Source organism: Kribbella sp. NPDC056951 (assembly GCF_042674205.1).
Lineage (GTDB): Bacteria > Actinomycetota > Actinomycetes > Propionibacteriales > Kribbellaceae > Kribbella > Kribbella yunnanensis.
Genome location: NZ_JBHUQZ010000003.1, coordinates 125329 through 142313 on the forward strand (window position 1 = coordinate 125329; position 16985 = coordinate 142313).

Sequence of the window (16985 nt, forward strand, 5' to 3'; positions counted from 1 at the left end):
GATGCCGCTGGTCCTCCCGCTGCTGCTGGCGGTCGTCCTGTTCTGCCTCGGCGTGTACGGCGTCCTGGCCCGCCGCAACGCGGTCACCATCCTGATGTCGCTCGAGCTGATGCTCAACGCGGTCAACCTCAACCTGGTCGCGTTCGACGCGTGGCACCTCGATGGCCTGGCCACCGGTCAGACCCTCGCGGTTTTCGTGATCACGCTGGCCGCGGCCGAGATCGGGCTGGGACTGGCGATCGTGCTGCTGCTGTTCCGCGGCCACGGTCACGTCGACGCGGACGCCGCCCGCGACCTGGTCGAGCACGAGGAGTCGCCGACGTGATCGCGACTGTCTGGAGGGTGGCCGGTGTCGGCTTCTCGCTGCTCCTGCTGCTGATCGCCGGTCTCCTGTACGGCGCCGATCCCGGCCAAGCCTCGTTCCTGAACTCGCAGATCGGCGACCTGACCATCGGGTTCGCGGTCCGCACCGACGATCTGACCGTGCTGCTGCTCGCGGTGGTCGGGGTCGTGGCGACCTGCGTGCAGGTCTACTCGCTCGGCTACCTGCACCAGCGCGCGGCGTCGTACCACGCTCTTGTCACGCTCTTCACCGCCGCGATGGCGACGGTGGTCGTCGCGGACAGCCTGTTCCTGCTGCTGATCGGATGGGAGGTGATGGGCGCCTGCTCGTACCTGCTGATCAGCCACTACTGGGAGCGTCGCGACGCCCGCTCCGGCGCCGTCAAGGCGTTCCTGATGACCCGGCTCGCCGATGTCGGTTTCCTGTTCGGCATCTTCGTTCTCGGCGTCGGTGCGGGCACCTTCCGGATCTCCGAGCTCGATCCGGCGCAGATCTCGCCCGGTGTCCTGACCGCCGGCACCCTACTGCTCCTGGTCGGTGTCGTCGGCAAGTCGGCTCAGGTGCCGTTGCAGACCTGGCTTCCGGACGCGATGCCCGGTCCGAGCCCGGTCAGTGCACTGATCCACGCGGCGACCATGGTGGCTGCCGGTGTCTTCCTGATCGCCCGCCTGTACGACGTTTTCTCGGCCTCGGCGACCACGATGACCGTGCTCGCGGTGATCGCCTGCGTGACCATGCTGTTCGCCGCGCTCTGCGCGATGAACGCGGTCGAGGTCAAGCGGGTGCTGGCCTGGTCGACGGTCAGCCAGCTCGCGATCATGTTCTCGGCCCTGTCACTGGGAACCCGGGAAGGGCGGCACGCCGCGCTCTTCCACCTGGTCACGCATGCAGCGTTCAAGGCTCTGCTGTTCCTCTGCGCCGGCGTGCTGCTGCATCAGGTCGGCAGCGCTGCCTTCGTGGTGCTCCGCCGGTACACGCGACGCGGGAAGCTGCGGAAGACGCTCCGGGTGACCTTCGTGACGATGACGGTCGGCCTTGCGGCACTGGCCGGCGTACCGGGGTTTGCGGGGTTCTTCTCCAAGGACACCGTGCTGGAAGCGGCGTGGGATCACGCGCATGGGGACGGTTCGGCGATCGGCTGGGTCGTGCTGGCGTCGGTTGGACTCACTGCCGCGTTCACCGCGTTCTACTGCGCTCGGCTCTGGCTGTGGGTCTTCTTCCGGACGCCGGCGCTGGCCGGGGCGATGGGTGCGTTCGAGCAGGACGACCCGATGGCGGATCTCGAAGACCCCGACACCTCGAAACTCAAGGACGCACCCTGGCTGATGCTCGGCCCGCTCGTCCTGCTGGCGGTCGCCGCGATCGCCCTCGGGTACGTCGACGGTCTGCACCTCAACTGGGTCATCGCGCTCGGTTCCACGGTCCTCGTGCTGTTCGGCGTACTCCCGGCGTACTCGCTGTGGTCGCGCGGCGCGGACCCGCGGCCGGTCGTGCTGGAGCGTGAGTTCGGGATGGACCGGGCGTACCATGGGCTGTTCGTGGTGCCGGTGCGTTGGCTGTCGAAGTTGAGTGTGCTGGGGGATCGCGACGTGATCGGTGGCTACGTGCGCGCAGTCGGCCGGACCGGGACGCTGGCGTCCCAAGGCTTCCGCCTCCTGCAAACCGGCAACGTCCAGACCTACCTCACCGGCGCCGTCGTCGGCGTCGTAGCCCTCGCGATCCTGGCCGGGGTGATCGCCCGATGACCACCGTGCAGACGGCGAACAACAGCTTCGAGGTCGCCGTCCTCCTCGGCATCCTGATCCTCCCGCTGCTCGCCGCGCTGGCGCTCTGGGCGCTCCCGATCCAGCTCGGCGATCGGCTGGCTGCGGCGTACGGCGCGGTCGTGTCCGGCGTCGTCCTGGTCGGCTCGGTCCTGCTCTGGTCGCCCGCCGGCGGCTGGTTCGCCTACACCAGCCAAGACGGCGGCCTTTCGCCTGGTGACACCTTCCGGCCGCTGCGTGCCGTCACGGACATCCCGTGGATCCCGCCGCTCGGCGTCCGCTTCCACATCGGCATCGACACCATCTCGCTGCCGCTCATCATCCTCACCGCGCTGCTGACGTTCCTGTGCTGCATCTACTCGTTGAAGATCACTCCGCGGATCGGGCGGATGCGTTCGTTGATCGCGTTGCTGCTGGTGATCGAGGCGGGCGTGATCGGTGCGTTCAGCGCGATGGATCTGGTGCTGTTCTTCGTCTGCTTCGAGATCGTGCTGATCCCGATGTGGCTGATCATCGACATCTGGGGTGACGACCACGACCGGGCGGGGCGCAAGCGGGCCGCGACCACGTTTGTGTTGATGACGGTGTTCGGGTCCGCGTTGATGCTGCTCGGGTTCCTGCTCGTCTACCGGCAGGCCGGGACGTTCGACCTCGTTCAGCTGACGAATTCCCCGGTGCTCGGCGGGCACGGCGTACCGCTGGCTGCCGCACTGCTGATCGCGGTCGGGCTCGCGGTGAAGGTGCCGTTGTGGCCGCTGCACATCTGGTTGCCGGACGCGCATGCGAAGGCTCCGACGGTCGGGTCGGTGATCCTGGCCGGTGTTCTGCTGAAGCTCGGGACGTATGGGCTCATCCGGATCCTGGTCCCGGTCCTGCCCGACGCGACGGTGACGATCGCGCCGTACCTGGCAGGCTTCTCGACCGTCGCGATTATCGCCGGGTCGTTGGCCTGCCTCGGCCAGACCGATGTGAAGCGCTTGATCGCGTACTCGAGCGTCGGCCACATGGGCTTCATCGGCCTCGGGATCGCGTCGCTCTCGGACGCCGGGATGCAGGGCGCGCTGTTCGCGAACATCGCCCACGGCATCATCACCGGCCTGCTGTTCTTCCTGGCCGGCGCCATCAAGGACCGTCACGACACCAGCGACCTGCGCACGATCGGCCGAGCCCTGTACGCACGGTTGCCGCGGATCGGGGCGTTGCTCACGTTCGCCTGCCTGGCGTCACTCGGTCTGCCCGGGCTGGCCGGGTTCTGGGGCGAGATGCTGGTTCTGCTGGGTGCCTACAACCCGGCGAGCTCGTTGCCGCGGGCAACTTACCTGGTCTTCATGGTGATCGCCGGAGTCGGCACCGTGCTGACGGCGGCCTACTTCCTGCGGCTGATCCGCAACCTCTGCCAGGGCGACCCGGCCGAGAATCCGGCCAGTGCCTTTGCGGTCGACCTGAGCCGGATCGAGTTGCTCACCTGGTCGCCGCTGATCGTGCTGACCGTGCTGCTCGGCGTCTGGCCCAGCCTGCTTCTGCACCAGTGGGGGAACCTGTGACGCTCACCTGGACAGACTGGCAGGCCATCGCCGTACCGCTGGTGCTGGCGATCGGCGCAGTCGCCGTACTGCTCATCGACGCGTTCTGGCGCAGCTCGCCGGCACAACTCCGGCATACCGTCGTCACCTTGCTGACCGGCGCGGTGATCCTGTTCGGACTGGTCTTCGTCTGGGCGCAGCGCGATGACTTCAAGCCGGCGTTCTGTCGGCCGGTGACCGAGGGGCCGGCCGAGTGCAGTCTGGTGTTCGAGCCGTTGACCGCGGGGTTGTGGGGCGTGCTGCTGATCGGCGGGCTCGGGGTCGTCGGACTGTCGGCGTACCGGCTGTTGTCCGCGGACATCCCCGTCGGCGAGTACCACTTCCTGCTGCTCAGCGCGCTGGTCGGCGCGACCACGCTGGCCGGGGCGCGCGATCTGGCGACGGTGGTGATCGGGCTCGAGGTCGTGTCGCTGCCGAGCTTCGCGCTGGTCGCGCTGCGCCGGGACCGCCGTGGTTCCGAAGCGGCGCTGAAGGCGTTCCTGGTCTCGGTGCTGTCGACCGCGGTGATGCTGTTCGGCATCTCCTACCTGTACGGCGTGACTGGTTCGCTGTACCTGACCACGATCGCGAACCGGCTCAACGGCCTCGATCCGAATCTGCAGCGGGTCGCTTTTGCGGCCGGGTTGTTCGTGGTCGTCGGGTTCGCGTTCAAGATCGCCGCCGTACCGTTCCATGCCTGGCTTCCGGACACGTACGTCGGCGCGCCGGTCGAGGTGACCGCGTTCCTGGCCGTGGTGTCGAAGTCGGCGGGTGTCGCCGGGCTGCTCGTCCTGGTGGTGACGGGGATCGCGCCGGACGGTTCCGATTTGCGGCTGGTGATCGCGGTCTTGGCCGCCGTCACGATGACGGTCGGGAACCTGGCTGCCCTGCGGCAACGAGAGGCCGTGCGGCTGCTCGCGTGGTCGTCGATCGGCCAGGTCGGCTTCCTGCTCGCGCCTTTGGCGGTCGGGGATGCCCAAGCGGTCGTCGGCTACCTCGCGGCGTACGTCGTCGTCACGCTTGGCGCCTTCGGTGCCGTGGCGGTCGTGCAGCGGCATCGGCCTCGCGGGCTGCTCTCGGATTATCGCGGCATGGTTCGGTCGGAGCCTGGGCTCGCGGTGGCGCTGATCTTCTTCCTGGTCGTGCTCGCGGGTCTGCCGCCGGGGCTGGCCGGGTTGTTCACCAAGTTCGCGGCGTTCCAGGCAGTCATCGATGCGCACCTCGGCTGGCTGGCGATCGTGATGGCGATCAACGTGATGATCGGCCTCGCGGTGTACCTGCGTTGGGTTGCCGAACTGTTCCTGCTGCCGGCCGACGACCCGTTCTCGGTCGACATCGAGACGCCGGCCGTTGTGATGGTCTCGCTGTTCACCGCCGCCGCGGTCGTGGTCTCGGTGCTGCCCAGCACATTGTTCGCGTTGGCAACCTGATCCACCGCTAGGGTGAACCGGTGAGCCTTTCACCGGAAGAGCCGTCGCGGATCGGCGACGAGGACCGCAATGCCGCCGTCCAGCGTCTGCAGAGTGCGTACACCGGTGGGTTCATCACGCACGAGGAGCTGGATGAGCGCCTGCACCAGGTGCTGACTGCCAAGGCGCAGAACGAGCTCGAGGTGGCGCTGACCGCTCTCCCCGCGGAGCGCCCGGCGACGACGGCGGCCATCGGTGCCGCGAGTGGGCGGATCAACCGGCGCGGCGTGTGGAAGGTGCCTCGAAAGCTCAAGGTCGAGTCTGCGTTCGGGCGGGTGCACCTTGATCTGTCGCAGGCGATCTTCGAGGATCCGGTGGTCGACATCGAGTTGCAGCTTGGGACTGGGAAGGCTCGGATCACGGTTCCGCGGAACGCGATCGTCGAGATCGAGGCGCTGCAGACCGGGTGGAAAGACGTGCGCTACAAGGCGCGACAGCCCACCGGGCACGGTGGCCCGACGATCCGGATCACCGGGGCGATGGGGTTCGGGCGGCTGAAGATCCGGCACGCCCGGCGCTAATTGGATTGGGCGACGAAGGCCTCGTACTGCTTCCAAATACGACGCCACAGTTGGTCGCGCTGCGTGCCGTCGTACTGGGGGAGGGGCAGGAAGAACTCGTCCGCGAGGGTCGCGAAGTAGTCCGCCTGGTTCTCGATGAGGCTGCTGTCGACGCGGTCGCCGAACGTCTCCGTGCGGCTGACCGAGCGCATGATGACGATCGACTCGCGCTTGCGGCGGAAGACTGACGCCGTACGGCGGAACGGGGACTGCGGATCTCCGGACAGCTCGGCGTGCCGGTGGGCGAAGTCGCTGAGGGTCGCCGGAGCATCCTCGAAGTCCATGCCGAACACGCCGAAGCGCGGATCGTGGTCCATCCGCCAGCCGGTGGTCTTCTCCGAACGGCGGATGACCAGGTCGAACGGGGCTTGGTGGAAGGCGCCGACCTCGAGCGGAGTCGGATGGATCAGGCCGTTGCCGAGCCCGGCGTCGACCAGCCATACCCGCTCCGGGTCCTCGACCAGGCCGCGCACCGTCAGCACGAGGTGACCGCCGTCGACGTCGCCCGGCAGGTTCGGGGTCTGGACGCCACCGCGGTGCATGGTCACCTGGTAGCCGAGGTTGGTGAGGAGCAGCGCGAGGACGCCGTTCAGCTGGAAGCAGTAGCCGCCGGTCTCGCGGGCGATGATCCGCCGAGCGGTCTCCTCGAGATCGAGCGGCGTACCGGGGGTGAGCTGGTACTGCACCGACTCGTACGGGATCTGGTCGACGTACGCCTCGTGCAGGCGGGTCAGACCGTCCAGGCTGGGCTTCTCCTCGTGCTCGACGCCGATCCGGCGGAGGAAGGCTTCGGTATCCACGAGGTCGAGGTTATGTCAGCATCGAGGGCGTGATCGCCGTCCTGGATCGAACTGCATCTTTAGGCATCGCCACCGAGCTAGGCGAGGTCTTCGCCACCGCCTTCGCCGGCGAGGAACACTCCGACGGGGTGCGCTTTGCAACCGAGCAACTGCCCACCCATGCAGCACGCGACGACTTCCGGCTGGTCGCCGCCCGGCTGCCGCAGCCCGGGCCGCTCGACACCTCGGGCGGGCCGGTCGTGGGCTTCGCTTACGGATTCACCGGTTGGCCTGGGCAGTGGTGGTCGGATCGGATTGCTGCCGCGATCTCGCCCGACCTTGCAGCAGAGTGGATTGGTGGGCACTTCGAGGTGGTGGAGCTTGCGGTCGTTCCGGAGGCTCAGGGGCGGGGGATCGGGGCTGCGCTGATGACTGCGCTCGTCGACGGGCTTCCGCATCGGCGGATGCTCCTGACCACGTACGCCGACGATCGGACGGCGCCGCGGTTGTACCGGCGGCTGGGGTGGCAGGTACTGGTGCAGGACCTCGGCTGGGGCTCGGCGCTCTACGGGCTGGACACCGGAGTGCCGGGCATTGACTGACCTGGCAGGGTATGGCTATGACCGCTGAGCAGATCTATGTCGGGAGCTACACCAGTCAGCCGGGAGGCGGCGAGGGGATCGGGTTCGGGACCCTGGACGGGATCGCGGTGGCGGCGGCGACCGCCGATCCGTCGTTCCTGGTCCGGTCGGACGACGGACGGTTCCTGTACGCGACCAACGAGGAGGAGACCGGCCGCGTCAGCGCGTTCGCGATCCAGGACGACGGCGGGCTCAAGTTCCTGAATGACCAGCCGACCGAGGGCCTGCACCCGTGCCACCTCGGCATCGACCCGACCGGTGCGTACCTCCTGTCGGCCAACTACAGCTCCGGCTCCATCGCGATCCACCCGATCGCCGCCGACGGCTCACTCGGTACGGCGACGCAGATCCTGCAGCGCGAAGGCACTGGCCCGAACGCCGATCGCCAGGAGGGTCCGCACGCCCACCAGGTCGTGTTCTTCGATGAGTTCGTCTTCGATGTCGACCTGGGCTCGGACACCGTCTACACGTCGACGCTGACCGCGGCAGGCCGCCTCGAAGCGGTTGACCTGCTGCGGATCCACCCCGGCGCCGGTCCGCGACACCTGGTGTTCCATCCGGATGGCAGTGCGGCGTACGTGATCAATGAGCTCGACTCCACGCTCAGCGTCTGCAGCTACGACGGCGGCAAGCTGCAGGTTGTGCAGACGCTCTCCACCCGCCCGGCCGACTCACCCGGCGAGAGCTACCCGGCCGAGCTGCTGATCTCCGCCGACGGCCGTTTCCTCTACGGCTCCAACCGCGGCGACGACACCATCGCCGTCTTCGCGCTCGCTGCGGATGCTCTCTCGGCCGAGCTCGTCCAGACCATCGACTCGGGCGGCAACTGGCCGCGCCACCTGGCCTTCAGCACGGATGGCACCCGCCTGTACGCCGCCAACGAGCGCTCCGACACCATCGCGACGTACGGGATCGCTGACGGCCTCCTGACGCCAGACGGTGACCCGACGAACTGGCCGAAGCCGGTCTGCATCCTGCCGGTCTAACCAGTGATGTCCGCGACCAGCTGCTTGGCCTGCTTGGACGTGAAGTTGCCGGAGATCTGAACCCGCCCGGCCGTGATCGGCGCCGACACACTCGGCGCCGACACTACGCGGTCGTTGACCACGATCGCCAGCTGATTGGCCGGCGGCTTCGCCTTCACCAGTTGGCCGGTCAGCGTCGCGAACGTCTTGGTACCCGCGGAGTCAAGTGTCAGCGTCACCAGCCAGCCGGTGCCTTGGGTGTCCGCGGACGCCTGTACGTCGGTGACGTGCGTACCGTCCAGCTCGACCTTCCCCAGCGTGTACTTCGTTCCGTCCGCACTGCAGCGCACATTCGCGACAGTCGGCGTCTTGGCGCACGCGTTCGGCTCGAGCTTCACCACTCGCCGGAACTGCAGCGTGTTCGCCGCAGCCGGCTTCGCGGGTGGAGGCTCCTCGTTCACTCGCTTGAGCACGATCACGACGATCCCCGCGACAGCCGCGATCAGCACCACCACGAGCAGCACGAACAACACCACCGGCCCCCGGCTGCGCTTGATCGGTGCGCCGAGCTGCGGGGGCGGATACGACTGAGCCATGGCACCAGATGCTACTGATGCCATGGCGCAGTGTGGATTATCAGTGCGTCAAACAGTGACGAGCTTTTCGAAGAAGAACTCGTGCTTCAGGAACGAGACGTCGTACTCGTGTCCCGGCTGCGGCGGCAGCAACTGCGCGGCCTGGAACAACCGCCAGCCGTCCTTCAACGCCTCCAGCCCGTTCGCATACGGCGGTACGTCGCTGTCCCCGGTGGTCGGCGACGTCGCACCCGTCCCGTCGTACGTCGACCAGCCGACGACACGCGCATCCAGTGCGGACGAGGCCAGGTACAGCACCAGCACCTGCTGGCGGACGGTCTGCTGCGGCGATTCAACGGCTGCGGTCATGCGATCACCTTCTTGGCGTGGGGGTTGACGCTGCGCTGGGAGACCACGCGCTGCGGGCGGTTCGACACCCGGGTGACCCAGTAGTCCGGGTCGAAGGTGTCGTCACCGGTGATGGCCTGCCACAGCTTCACCCGGTTGTAGATCTCGAGCCGGCCGGTCGCGTTCTCGTACCACGGGAACGACTGGCTCAGCTCGCGCGCCACCTCGTCGTCGTACAGGTCCTCGAGGTTCCACAGCCGGACCTGACGCACGGTCGGGTTGAAGCGGATCTTGAACATGTACCGGTCGATCGCACTGTCGTTCTTGCGGCCGCCGTGCCAGATCCCGTGGTGCAGGAACTGGACGGTGCCGGCCGGGCAGACCAGACGGGTCTGACCGAGCAGGTTCTGGTAGCGGCCGGTGTCGGACTCGTTGGTACGGCGCAGGTGGCTGCCGGGGACGCTGAGCGTGCCGCCCATCTCCAGCGTGACGTCCTGCGGGTAGTACATGAGCTGTACGTCGAACGCGTCCGGGCGGACGTCGATGATCGCGTCACCGTGCAGGTTCTGCGCCTCACCCTCGTTCGCCTTGCGGATGTGCACGGCGTGGTGGTCGACCGTCGGCTCCGGGCCGACCAGGCTGTGGATCGCCCCGGCCACCTCGGGCAGCTGCACCAGCCGCTGGACGAATTCGCTGTCCACGAACGCCTCCGACAGCGGAGTGCCGTAGGGGACGCCGAGGATGCCGTTGTCGAGGACCTCGATCGCCTGCCGGTTCATCTCGTCGGGCACGACGGCGTCCATCCGGAGCGCGCCGGTTGCGACGAAATGCGCCATCTGAACCGAGCTGAGGAGGTTCTTGCGATGCGGATGGGGCATGGTTCTCCCTCTCGGGGGTGGTGGTTACTACTCCACAACGCTAGATCGATTCTTCGTGCTTGCGCGTGGGTTGTGATCACCACTGGTGGTAATTTTTCACCATGATCGCGCTACCACTGGCTACGCCGCCGGAGGTCGTCAACGTCGGATCCGGAATCCACGGCACCCGGCGGCTGCGCGACGTCTTCCAGCTCCCCGACCTCTGGCAGCTGCACCTCTACACCTACTCCTGCGACCTGACAGTCGCCGGTACGACGTACGCCGTGGCCCCCGGCTACGTGTCGCTCACCCCGGCCGGGGCGCTGGTCCAGTTCGACTACCGCGGTCGCTCCGAACACCTCTACGCCCACTTCCGCCCGTCTGATGTGGGCGAGCCGTCGTACCTGCCCGTCGTACAGGATGCTGGTGACACCGCGCCGCTGCTGACCGGTCTGCTGCGGTCAGCGATCGAGGCCTCGCCCTCCGGCTCAGCCCGCGTAGCCGCCGAGGTCTGGACAGTCCTCTGGCGCGTCGCCGACCTAGCCGCCGCCACCCCCGAAGGCGACCCCCGCCACCCCGCAGTAGCCACCGCCACCGCCTACATCGAAGCCAACCTCGCCCGCCCCATCACAGTCGCCGCCGTAGCCCGCCTCGCCGGCGTCTCCCACAATCACCTAACCCGCCTCTTCCAAGCCGAAACCGGCTCCACGGTCATCGGCTACCTTCGCCGCCGCCGCATGACCCGAGCCAGGCACCTGCTCGTCTCCTCCACCCTCTCCATCCCCGCCGTAGCCGCCTCCGTAGGCATCCCCGACCTCCAAGCCTTCAACAAGGCCTGCCACCGAGAACTCGGAGCGTCCCCGCGCTCCATCCGTACGACGGCCTAGCAGCTACCCGCGGAGCAGCACGCGGACCTGGTCCCTGATCTCCTGGACGACGTCGTCGATCGGGTTGGCGCGGTTGATCGTCGCGGCCATGCTGATGAACATGATCGCGGAGACGATGTGCGCGAGCGTTGCGGCATCGTCGGCGCTGAACCGCTCGTCCCGCCGCAGCACGTCGGCGATCGCTTCTTCGGTCTGCACGGTCAGGGCGAGCGCGTCGCGGTGGTGGGGTTCCTCGGGGTCGCCGAAGACGATCTCGCGCAAGTAGGTCCGTCCGTTGTCGACCTGCTTGCGGTTGCACTCCACGACCGGGCGGACGATCGCGAGCACCGCATCCAGTACGTCGGGGATGCGCTCGGCCGCCGATCTACCTTCCACCAACGCTTCGGCGTACCCGGAGTTCTGCACGAGGAGCAGGAGCTCGCCCTTGGACTTGGCGTAGAGGAACAGCGTGCCCGCCCCGATGTCGGCCTTGTCGGCGATCTCCTGGGTGGTCACCTCGTCGACGCCGCGCTCGGCGAACAGCTCCTGGGCCGCGGCGGTGATGCGATCGAGCTTCTCCTGCTTGTTCCGCTCGCGCCGTCCGACCGGTGGCATGCTTGCCGTCCTTCCGTGCTCACAGGCTGAGGAACTCCACGGCGACCGGGGCGAACTTGTCGTGGAACTGGAAGATGCCGCCGTGCCCGGAATCAGGGTAGATGACCAGCTCCGAGCCCTTGATCCGGCGGTGCAGATCCTCGGACAGTACCGAGGGCACCATCCGGTCGTTGTCGCCGTTCGCGATCAGGGTCGGCTGGGTGATCTTCGACAGGTCGGCCGGTGCTGAGCGCCCCCACTTCTTGATCGCCTTGAGCTGCGTCTGAAGCCCTGGGAGTGCGAACGGCTTGTCGCGGCTCACGGTGCGCTCCTCGAGCCTTTGCACGAAGGCGCGCGCCGCTCGCTTGCCCGCTGCGTCCCGGTTGAAGAACAGGAACTCCTTCGGATCCGAGCGCGTCAACGTCGCCCGCAGGATGTCGTAATACGTCACGCCGGCGATCTTGTCGATACCTGCCCCGCCTGCGGGCCCGGTGCCGGTCAGGACGAGCTTGCGGATCAGCTCGGGGTGCTTCATCGCGAGAGCCTGGGCGACCATGCCGCCGAGGGAGAACGAGAACACATCGATCGTGTCGAAGCCGAGCGCCGTGACGAAGGCGTAGGCATCGTCGGCCATCGCCTCCACACTGTCCGGCACCTTGCCGGTCGACGCCCCGACACCGCGCTGGTCGAAGGCGATCACGTGCCTCGTCTGCGCGATGGGGTCGACGATGCGCGGGTCCCAGTTGTCCAGGTTCGCGGCGAGGTGGACGAAGAAGACGACAGGGATGCCGCCCTTCGGCCCCAGTTCGCGATAGGCGTAGGTGACGCCTTTGGCGTCGACTGTTTGGGTGGGCGCGTCCTTGTAGGCCGTGATGACGTTCATGCTGCTTCTCCGGTTTCTGTTGTTCTGGTGATGACGGTCTTGCCTTCCTTGCCCAGCGACTGCAGCGCCTCGACGGTCTGATCGAAGCCGACGACTCGGCGGACGACCGGGCGCATTGCCCCTTGGTCGACGAGCGTCGTGATCTGGCGCAATTGCTCGCCGCTGGCGCGCATGAAGAGGAATTCGTAGGTCACGCCTCGGTGGCGCGCTTGGCGGCGAATGCTGCTGCTGAGGGCGGTCATCGCCAGCCGCAGCACGGGACTCGCGCCGAGTTCGCGACCGAACGCCGGGTCGGGCGGCCCCGCAATCCCGATCGCCTTGCCACCAGGACGCAGTACACGCAGGGACTTCGCGAGGTTCTCGCCGCCGAGGCTGTCCAGTACGACGTCGTACCCGGTGAGGAGTTGTTCGAAGTCCTGGCTGCGGTAGTCGATGACGTGGTCCGCGCCGAGCTCCCGGACGAAGTCGGCGTCGCCCGCATCGGCCGTCGTAGCCACCGTGGCGCCCAGATGCTTGGCGAGCTGGATCGCGATCGTCCCGACTCCACCGGCGCCGGCGTGGATGAGAACCCGTTGCCCTGGTTGCAGATCGGCCCGCTCGACCAGCGCCTGCCAGGCGGTCAAGCCGACCAGTGGTAGCGACGCCGCTTCCTCGAAACTGATCGAGGCCGGTTTGAGCGCGAGGTCGTCCTCGGCGACGGCAATGCGCTCCGCGAACGTCCCGATCCTGCTGGGTCGCGCGTAGACCTCGTCGCCTGGCGCGAAGGCGTGAACCTGCGTGCCCGTGCTGATCACCGTCCCGGCCACGTCGTGACCGAGGATCAGCGGCAGCTCGTACCGCAGGATCTGCCGGAACTCACCCGCCCGGATCTTCTCGTCCAGCACGTTGAGCCCGGCCGCCCGCACCTCGACCAGTACGTCGCGCTCCCCGACGACAGGCTCCGGCACCTCCGCTTCCTGCACCGGCCCCTGGTACTTGCTGACCACGAATGCTCGCATGACACCTACTCTCTGAGTGCTCTCAATAATGAGTCTACTCAGAATTCTTGTCAAGAAAATGCGCTGGCCGCCGCTGAAGGCCGCCGGTTAGCGTGCCCGGTGTGTTGATCCCCGCGGCGGACGCTCCGCAGTACGACTCAGAGGCCGAGGTGCGGTTCGCCGAAGGCTGGCCCGAATTCATCTTCCACGACGCCGCGTCGTCGCAATGGAGCTCGCGTCGTACCGAGTACTTCCCCGAATGGGAGTTCTACTTCACCGCCGACGACCACCTGGCCGCCGGTTGCTGGGGCGTCCCGCTCGCCTGGGACGGAACGGTCGACGACCTCCCCGGCGGCTACACCGACTCGCTCGCGCGGTCGGTGACGTCGTACGAGACAGGCGTCGTACCGAACACCTTCGTCCTGATGGCCGCCGCCGTACTCCCCGACTTCCGCGGCACCGCCGCCGCCCTCATCACCGCAGTCCGCGATCGAGCCGTTGCGGCAGGGCTGGGGCAGGTCATAGCCCCCCTACGCCCCACCTGGAAACCCCGCTACCCACTAACCCCCATCGAGGCCTACGCCACCTGGACCCGCCCCGACGGCCTCCCCCTGGACCCCTGGCTCCGCACCCACACCCGCCTAGGCGCCACCATCCTCACCCCCGCCCCCACCTCCCAAACCATCACCGCCTCGGTAGCCGACTGGGAAACCTGGACCAAGATGTCCTTCCCCGCCACCGGCCCCTACGTAATCCCCGCCGGCCTCTCCGTCCTCCACATAGACCGCTCCACCAACACCGGCACCTACACCGAACCCAACATCTGGGTCCGCCACGCCTAACCCCGTCGCGAAGAACACGTAGTAGTGCCGGTTTCGCCCCCGCCAAGCTCGCTTGTGAGCGCAACAACCACCGCCCCACCACACCACTACGTGTCCTTACCGACGCTCCATGGCGATTGTGTACTGCTACCTGGTCCCGGGCGGCTACGACTGAGCGGCCAGGCCCTCGGTGAGGATGCCTTGGGTGATGCGGAGGCAGTCTTCGCGGTCGGGGCCGGTGAGGGCCTGGTGCGACCACAGGACGACGTCCTCGCGCGCACGGACATGCCGGTAGTACTTCACCGCCTCGTCGTCGATCGCGTGCGGTCCGTAGCCGCTCAGGAACGCCTCGAGCTGCTCAGGTGAGGTAGGCCCGACATCGCCCATCCCGCCGAGCATGAACATCAGGTCCTGCTCCCGCGGCGCCAGGATCACGTCGTCCCAGTCGATCAGGTGTACGCCGTCCTTCGCGACCAGCACGTTCCCCAGGTGCGGATCACCATGGCAGACCACCCGCGGCCCCTCAGGCGCCGGCGGATCGCCGCCCAGCAGTACGTCGATCGTCTCCGCGTGCTCCTCCCACAGAGCACCCAGCGCCGCCTCCACCTCGTCCTGAGGCGCCTGCGCGAGCCGCTCCCGCACCTCCGCGGCCGCCGCCGGGACCCGAGCGTCGATGTGACTCCGCTTCGGTAACGCATCCCGCAGCCGCACCGGCGGCTCCGCGTCATGCACCCGCCGCAGTAGAGCGCCGTACTCGGCCCACTCCGCACCCGTCAGCCCAACCTCAGCCGCCCGCGCCCCCTCGATCCACGGCGTCACCGTCAGCCGCTTCTTCTGCCCGTGGAAGGTCCACAACCCACCCTCCACCGTCCGCACGACCTCCGGTACGCCGGGCAGCCCACAGTCACCCAGGTACGCCGCCACCTGGTGGCCGGTGTTGGTCCCGGCTCCACTCCACTTCACGGCGTACGCATTGGTCGCCGTACTGGCCCTCCAGACCTGTGCGGCCAGGTCGGCCCCGTGACCGACGGGTGAGAGTTCCACCACATCCAGCCCGAAGTCGTCGTACAGCCACCGCCGCAGCAACGTGTCACCCACGCCGCCCAGCATGCCCGCCGTACCGGCCCGCGGCGAGGTCTTTTCGGACCTGTCGGCTGGCATGATCCGGCGGATGGAACATGATCACCAGGAGTGGGATCGCATCGTCCAGGAGGCGACCACCCGGGCCGCGGCGCGACAGGAGCAGCTGGTCGAACAGCTCGGTGACGACGTCCAGTACGACTGGGACCTGGAGCAGGCCACCATCACGTGGTCCCGCGGCGGCCAGGCGTTCCGCACCGCCCGGCTGACGCTGATCGGCACAGTCAGCCTGGCCGAGTCCACCTGGCTGTGGTCCTGGGCGAACGACTCACTCCCGCCGGCCTCGGTCGGAGACATGCCGAAGGTCCGCCAGTACGGCGAGGCGCACGGGTACCCCGTGCTCCCCTGGCCCTCGTTCAACAACCACCCGGGTCTGGTGAAGGAGGCCCGGGTGGTGTCTGCCGCCGTACTGGACGCCACCGCGCTCTGGACCGATCAGTCAGGCGACGTCGTCCTGCACTTCCTCCTGCAAGACCTCACCGGTAGTTGACGAACTGCACCGCGAAGTCCAGGTCCTGCCCCTTGATCAGCGCCTGCACGGCCTGCAGATCGTCCCGGCTCTTGCTGGAGACCCGCAACTCCTCGCCCTGGATCTGCGCCTTCACGCCCTTGGGCCCCTCGTCCCGAATCAGCTTCGACAGCTTCTTCGCGTTCTCCTGCGTGATCCCGGCGCTGATCGAGGCGTTGATCTTGTAGATCTTCCCGGACAGCTTGGGCTCGTCGGCCTCGAGCCCCTTCAGTGAGATCTGCCGCTTGACCAGCTTGTCCTTGAGGACGTCGAGAACGGCGTTGCAGCGCTCCTCGGTGTTCGCCTGCATGTCGATCGCCTCGCCGGACAGCTTGATGCCCGCATCCACGTTCTTGAAGTCGAACCGCTGGCTGATCTCCTTCGCCGCCTGGTTCACGGCGTTGTCCACCTCCTGCTGATCGACCTTGTTCACGATGTCGAAGGAGGACTCCGAAGCCATGGGCACTTCCTTTCCGATTTGCTGTGAGGGGCACCTACTGTTGTATCGTCTCCCACGCCGGTTCACGAACCGGCAGCACCCTGGCGGGTTGCCCGAGTGGCCAAAGGGAGCAGACTGTAAATCTGTCGGCTTATGCCTACGCAGGTTCGAACCCTGCACCCGCCACAGGCGCTAAACAGCCCCTGACCTGCAGCAATGCAGGTCAGGGGCTGTCTTCGTCTGTCCGGCCGTTGGCGGACGGGCGCGGAGGGCCCCGGCCGCGTCGACGGCATGAATGAACTGGACGCCTGATGCTCATAACGCTCGATGAGTCCCATCGGCCGCTCGTGCACAGGGTCCGGGACGACGCGGGGGAGTGGCTGGCGACGAAGGGCACTGACCAGTACCGCGGTGGTCTCGACGTGGCTCAGGTCCATGCCAACATCGACCGGGACTTCGACGCCCACGAGTTCGTCGGGTGGCAGGTCGGCGGCCAGGTGGTCGCCATGCTGGCCATCATCGCCCCAGAAGCTGACTTCTGGACTCCGGAGGAGCTGGCTGAAGCTCAGACGTACATCAGCCGGTTCTTTGTCACAGAACACGGACGTGGCTACGGCACAGCCTTACTCGGTGCCGTCGAAGGTCGGGCCCGCCAGGAAGGCATGCGCTGGCTCCGGCTGAACTGCTGGAGCACCAATACGCGTCTGCATGGCTACTACCGAGCGCACGGCTACATGCACGTCAGAACCTGTGATGTGCCAGGCCGGCCGAGTGGGGCGTTGTTCGAGAAAGACCTCAGCGCCTTCTCGTTGGAACGGCGCTGATGCAGGTCGAGACCGGAATGAGATCCGTCGCGGCCCTTGCTGGTGGCTGGGGGCGGATGCATGCTCGGGCT

At 67.4% G+C, this 16985-nt stretch carries 20 protein-coding genes and 1 tRNA gene; 12 read left to right on the forward strand and 9 right to left on the reverse strand.

Annotated elements, in window-relative coordinates; translation table 11 throughout:
* The first annotated feature begins 1 nt into the window (after position 1).
* Genes nuoK through ACFTSF_RS13350 form a run of 5 tightly spaced genes read left to right on the forward strand, consistent with a single transcriptional unit; the run spans position 2 to position 5658 of the window.
* Positions 2–325: an NADH-quinone oxidoreductase subunit NuoK gene (gene nuoK, locus ACFTSF_RS13330; protein ID WP_132407902.1), complete on the forward strand. Its 324-nt coding sequence runs from the start codon at positions 2–4 to the stop codon at positions 323–325.
* Positions 322–2088, forward strand: a complete 1767-nt coding sequence (locus tag ACFTSF_RS13335) for an NADH-quinone oxidoreductase subunit L (RefSeq protein ID WP_380154075.1) — start codon at positions 322–324, stop codon at positions 2086–2088. The genes nuoK and ACFTSF_RS13335 overlap by 4 nt, the downstream gene beginning before the upstream one ends.
* Positions 2085–3650, forward strand: a complete 1566-nt coding sequence (locus ACFTSF_RS13340; protein ID WP_380154076.1) for a NuoM family protein — start codon at positions 2085–2087, stop codon at positions 3648–3650. Before ACFTSF_RS13335 ends, ACFTSF_RS13340 begins: the two co-directional genes overlap by 4 nt.
* Complete coding sequence (locus tag ACFTSF_RS13345) at positions 3647–5098, forward strand: NADH-quinone oxidoreductase subunit N (RefSeq protein WP_380154077.1); 1452 nt, start codon at positions 3647–3649, stop codon at positions 5096–5098. Before ACFTSF_RS13340 ends, ACFTSF_RS13345 begins: the two co-directional genes overlap by 4 nt.
* 20 nt (positions 5099–5118) lie before the next feature.
* Positions 5119–5658 (forward strand): DUF1707 domain-containing protein, encoded by a 540-nt coding sequence (locus ACFTSF_RS13350; protein WP_380154078.1) that lies wholly within the window; start codon positions 5119–5121, stop codon positions 5656–5658.
* On the opposite strand, the gene ACFTSF_RS13355 is transcribed toward ACFTSF_RS13350, so the two are convergent.
* Positions 5655–6497, reverse strand: coding sequence for an arylamine N-acetyltransferase (locus ACFTSF_RS13355; protein WP_380154079.1), 843 nt, complete (start codon positions 6495–6497; stop codon positions 5655–5657). The two genes, ACFTSF_RS13350 and ACFTSF_RS13355, sit on opposite strands and share 4 nt — an antisense overlap.
* 29 nt (positions 6498–6526) lie before the next feature.
* On the opposite strand from ACFTSF_RS13355, the gene ACFTSF_RS13360 reads away from it, so the two are divergent.
* Positions 6527–7078, forward strand: coding sequence for a GNAT family N-acetyltransferase (locus ACFTSF_RS13360; protein WP_380154080.1), 552 nt, complete (start codon positions 6527–6529; stop codon positions 7076–7078).
* Between the two features lie 17 nt (positions 7079–7095).
* Positions 7096–8103 (forward strand): lactonase family protein, encoded by a 1008-nt coding sequence (locus ACFTSF_RS13365; protein ID WP_380154081.1) that lies wholly within the window; start codon positions 7096–7098, stop codon positions 8101–8103.
* Here ACFTSF_RS13365 and ACFTSF_RS13370 read toward each other — a convergent pair.
* Genes ACFTSF_RS13370 through ACFTSF_RS13380 form a run of 3 tightly spaced genes read right to left on the reverse strand, consistent with a single transcriptional unit; the run spans position 8100 to position 9883 of the window.
* Positions 8100–8678, reverse strand: coding sequence for a hypothetical protein (locus ACFTSF_RS13370; RefSeq protein WP_380154082.1), 579 nt, complete (start codon positions 8676–8678; stop codon positions 8100–8102). The two genes, ACFTSF_RS13365 and ACFTSF_RS13370, sit on opposite strands and share 4 nt — an antisense overlap.
* Positions 8679–8726: 48 nt before the next feature.
* Complete coding sequence (locus tag ACFTSF_RS13375; protein ID WP_344144375.1) at positions 8727–9026, reverse strand: hypothetical protein; 300 nt, start codon at positions 9024–9026, stop codon at positions 8727–8729.
* Entirely contained in the window at positions 9023–9883 is an 861-nt protein-coding gene (locus tag ACFTSF_RS13380) for a phytanoyl-CoA dioxygenase family protein (RefSeq protein WP_380154083.1), read from the reverse strand. Before ACFTSF_RS13380 ends, ACFTSF_RS13375 begins: the two co-directional genes overlap by 4 nt.
* 101 nt (positions 9884–9984) lie before the next feature.
* Between ACFTSF_RS13380 and ACFTSF_RS13385 the strand changes: the two genes are divergently transcribed.
* Positions 9985–10749, forward strand: coding sequence for a helix-turn-helix domain-containing protein (locus tag ACFTSF_RS13385; RefSeq protein WP_380154084.1), 765 nt, complete (start codon positions 9985–9987; stop codon positions 10747–10749).
* Between the two features lie 3 nt (positions 10750–10752).
* On the opposite strand, the gene ACFTSF_RS13390 is transcribed toward ACFTSF_RS13385, so the two are convergent.
* The 3 genes from ACFTSF_RS13390 to ACFTSF_RS13400 are packed head-to-tail and all read right to left on the reverse strand — an operon-like array spanning position 10753 to position 13203.
* The gene (locus ACFTSF_RS13390) at positions 10753–11343 is read right to left on the reverse strand and encodes a TetR/AcrR family transcriptional regulator (protein WP_380154085.1); all 591 of its coding nucleotides are present in this window, start codon (positions 11341–11343) and stop codon (positions 10753–10755) included.
* 19 nt (positions 11344–11362) lie between these two features.
* Positions 11363–12205 carry an alpha/beta fold hydrolase gene (locus ACFTSF_RS13395; RefSeq protein WP_380154086.1) on the reverse strand — a complete coding sequence of 281 codons (843 nt, stop codon included), beginning with the start codon at positions 12203–12205 and terminating at the stop codon, positions 11363–11365.
* Complete coding sequence (locus tag ACFTSF_RS13400) at positions 12202–13203, reverse strand: NADP-dependent oxidoreductase (RefSeq protein WP_380154087.1); 1002 nt, start codon at positions 13201–13203, stop codon at positions 12202–12204. Before ACFTSF_RS13400 ends, ACFTSF_RS13395 begins: the two co-directional genes overlap by 4 nt.
* A 101-nt stretch (positions 13204–13304) precedes the next feature.
* Here ACFTSF_RS13400 and ACFTSF_RS13405 point away from each other — a divergent pair, with 101 nt between their 5' ends.
* Complete coding sequence (locus ACFTSF_RS13405; RefSeq protein ID WP_380154088.1) at positions 13305–14024, forward strand: hypothetical protein; 720 nt, start codon at positions 13305–13307, stop codon at positions 14022–14024.
* Between the two features lie 144 nt (positions 14025–14168).
* On the opposite strand, the gene ACFTSF_RS13410 is transcribed toward ACFTSF_RS13405, so the two are convergent.
* Entirely contained in the window at positions 14169–15164 is a 996-nt protein-coding gene (locus tag ACFTSF_RS13410) for a phosphotransferase enzyme family protein (protein WP_380154089.1), read from the reverse strand.
* A 10-nt stretch (positions 15165–15174) separates the two neighbouring features.
* On the opposite strand from ACFTSF_RS13410, the gene ACFTSF_RS13415 reads away from it, so the two are divergent.
* The gene (locus tag ACFTSF_RS13415) at positions 15175–15633 is read left to right on the forward strand and encodes a DUF6882 domain-containing protein (protein ID WP_380154090.1); all 459 of its coding nucleotides are present in this window, start codon (positions 15175–15177) and stop codon (positions 15631–15633) included.
* Here the strand turns inward: ACFTSF_RS13415 and ACFTSF_RS13420 are convergent.
* Positions 15620–16111 (reverse strand): YajQ family cyclic di-GMP-binding protein, encoded by a 492-nt coding sequence (locus ACFTSF_RS13420; RefSeq protein WP_344144399.1) that lies wholly within the window; start codon positions 16109–16111, stop codon positions 15620–15622. The two genes, ACFTSF_RS13415 and ACFTSF_RS13420, sit on opposite strands and share 14 nt — an antisense overlap.
* A gap of 82 nt (positions 16112–16193) precedes the next feature.
* Between ACFTSF_RS13420 and ACFTSF_RS13425 the strand changes: the two genes are divergently transcribed.
* A tRNA-Tyr gene (locus ACFTSF_RS13425) sits at positions 16194–16276 on the forward strand.
* A 161-nt stretch (positions 16277–16437) separates the two neighbouring features.
* Positions 16438–16914 carry a GNAT family N-acetyltransferase gene (locus ACFTSF_RS13430; protein ID WP_380154091.1) on the forward strand — a complete coding sequence of 159 codons (477 nt, stop codon included), beginning with the start codon at positions 16438–16440 and terminating at the stop codon, positions 16912–16914.
* The last annotated feature ends 71 nt before the right edge of the window (positions 16915–16985 follow it).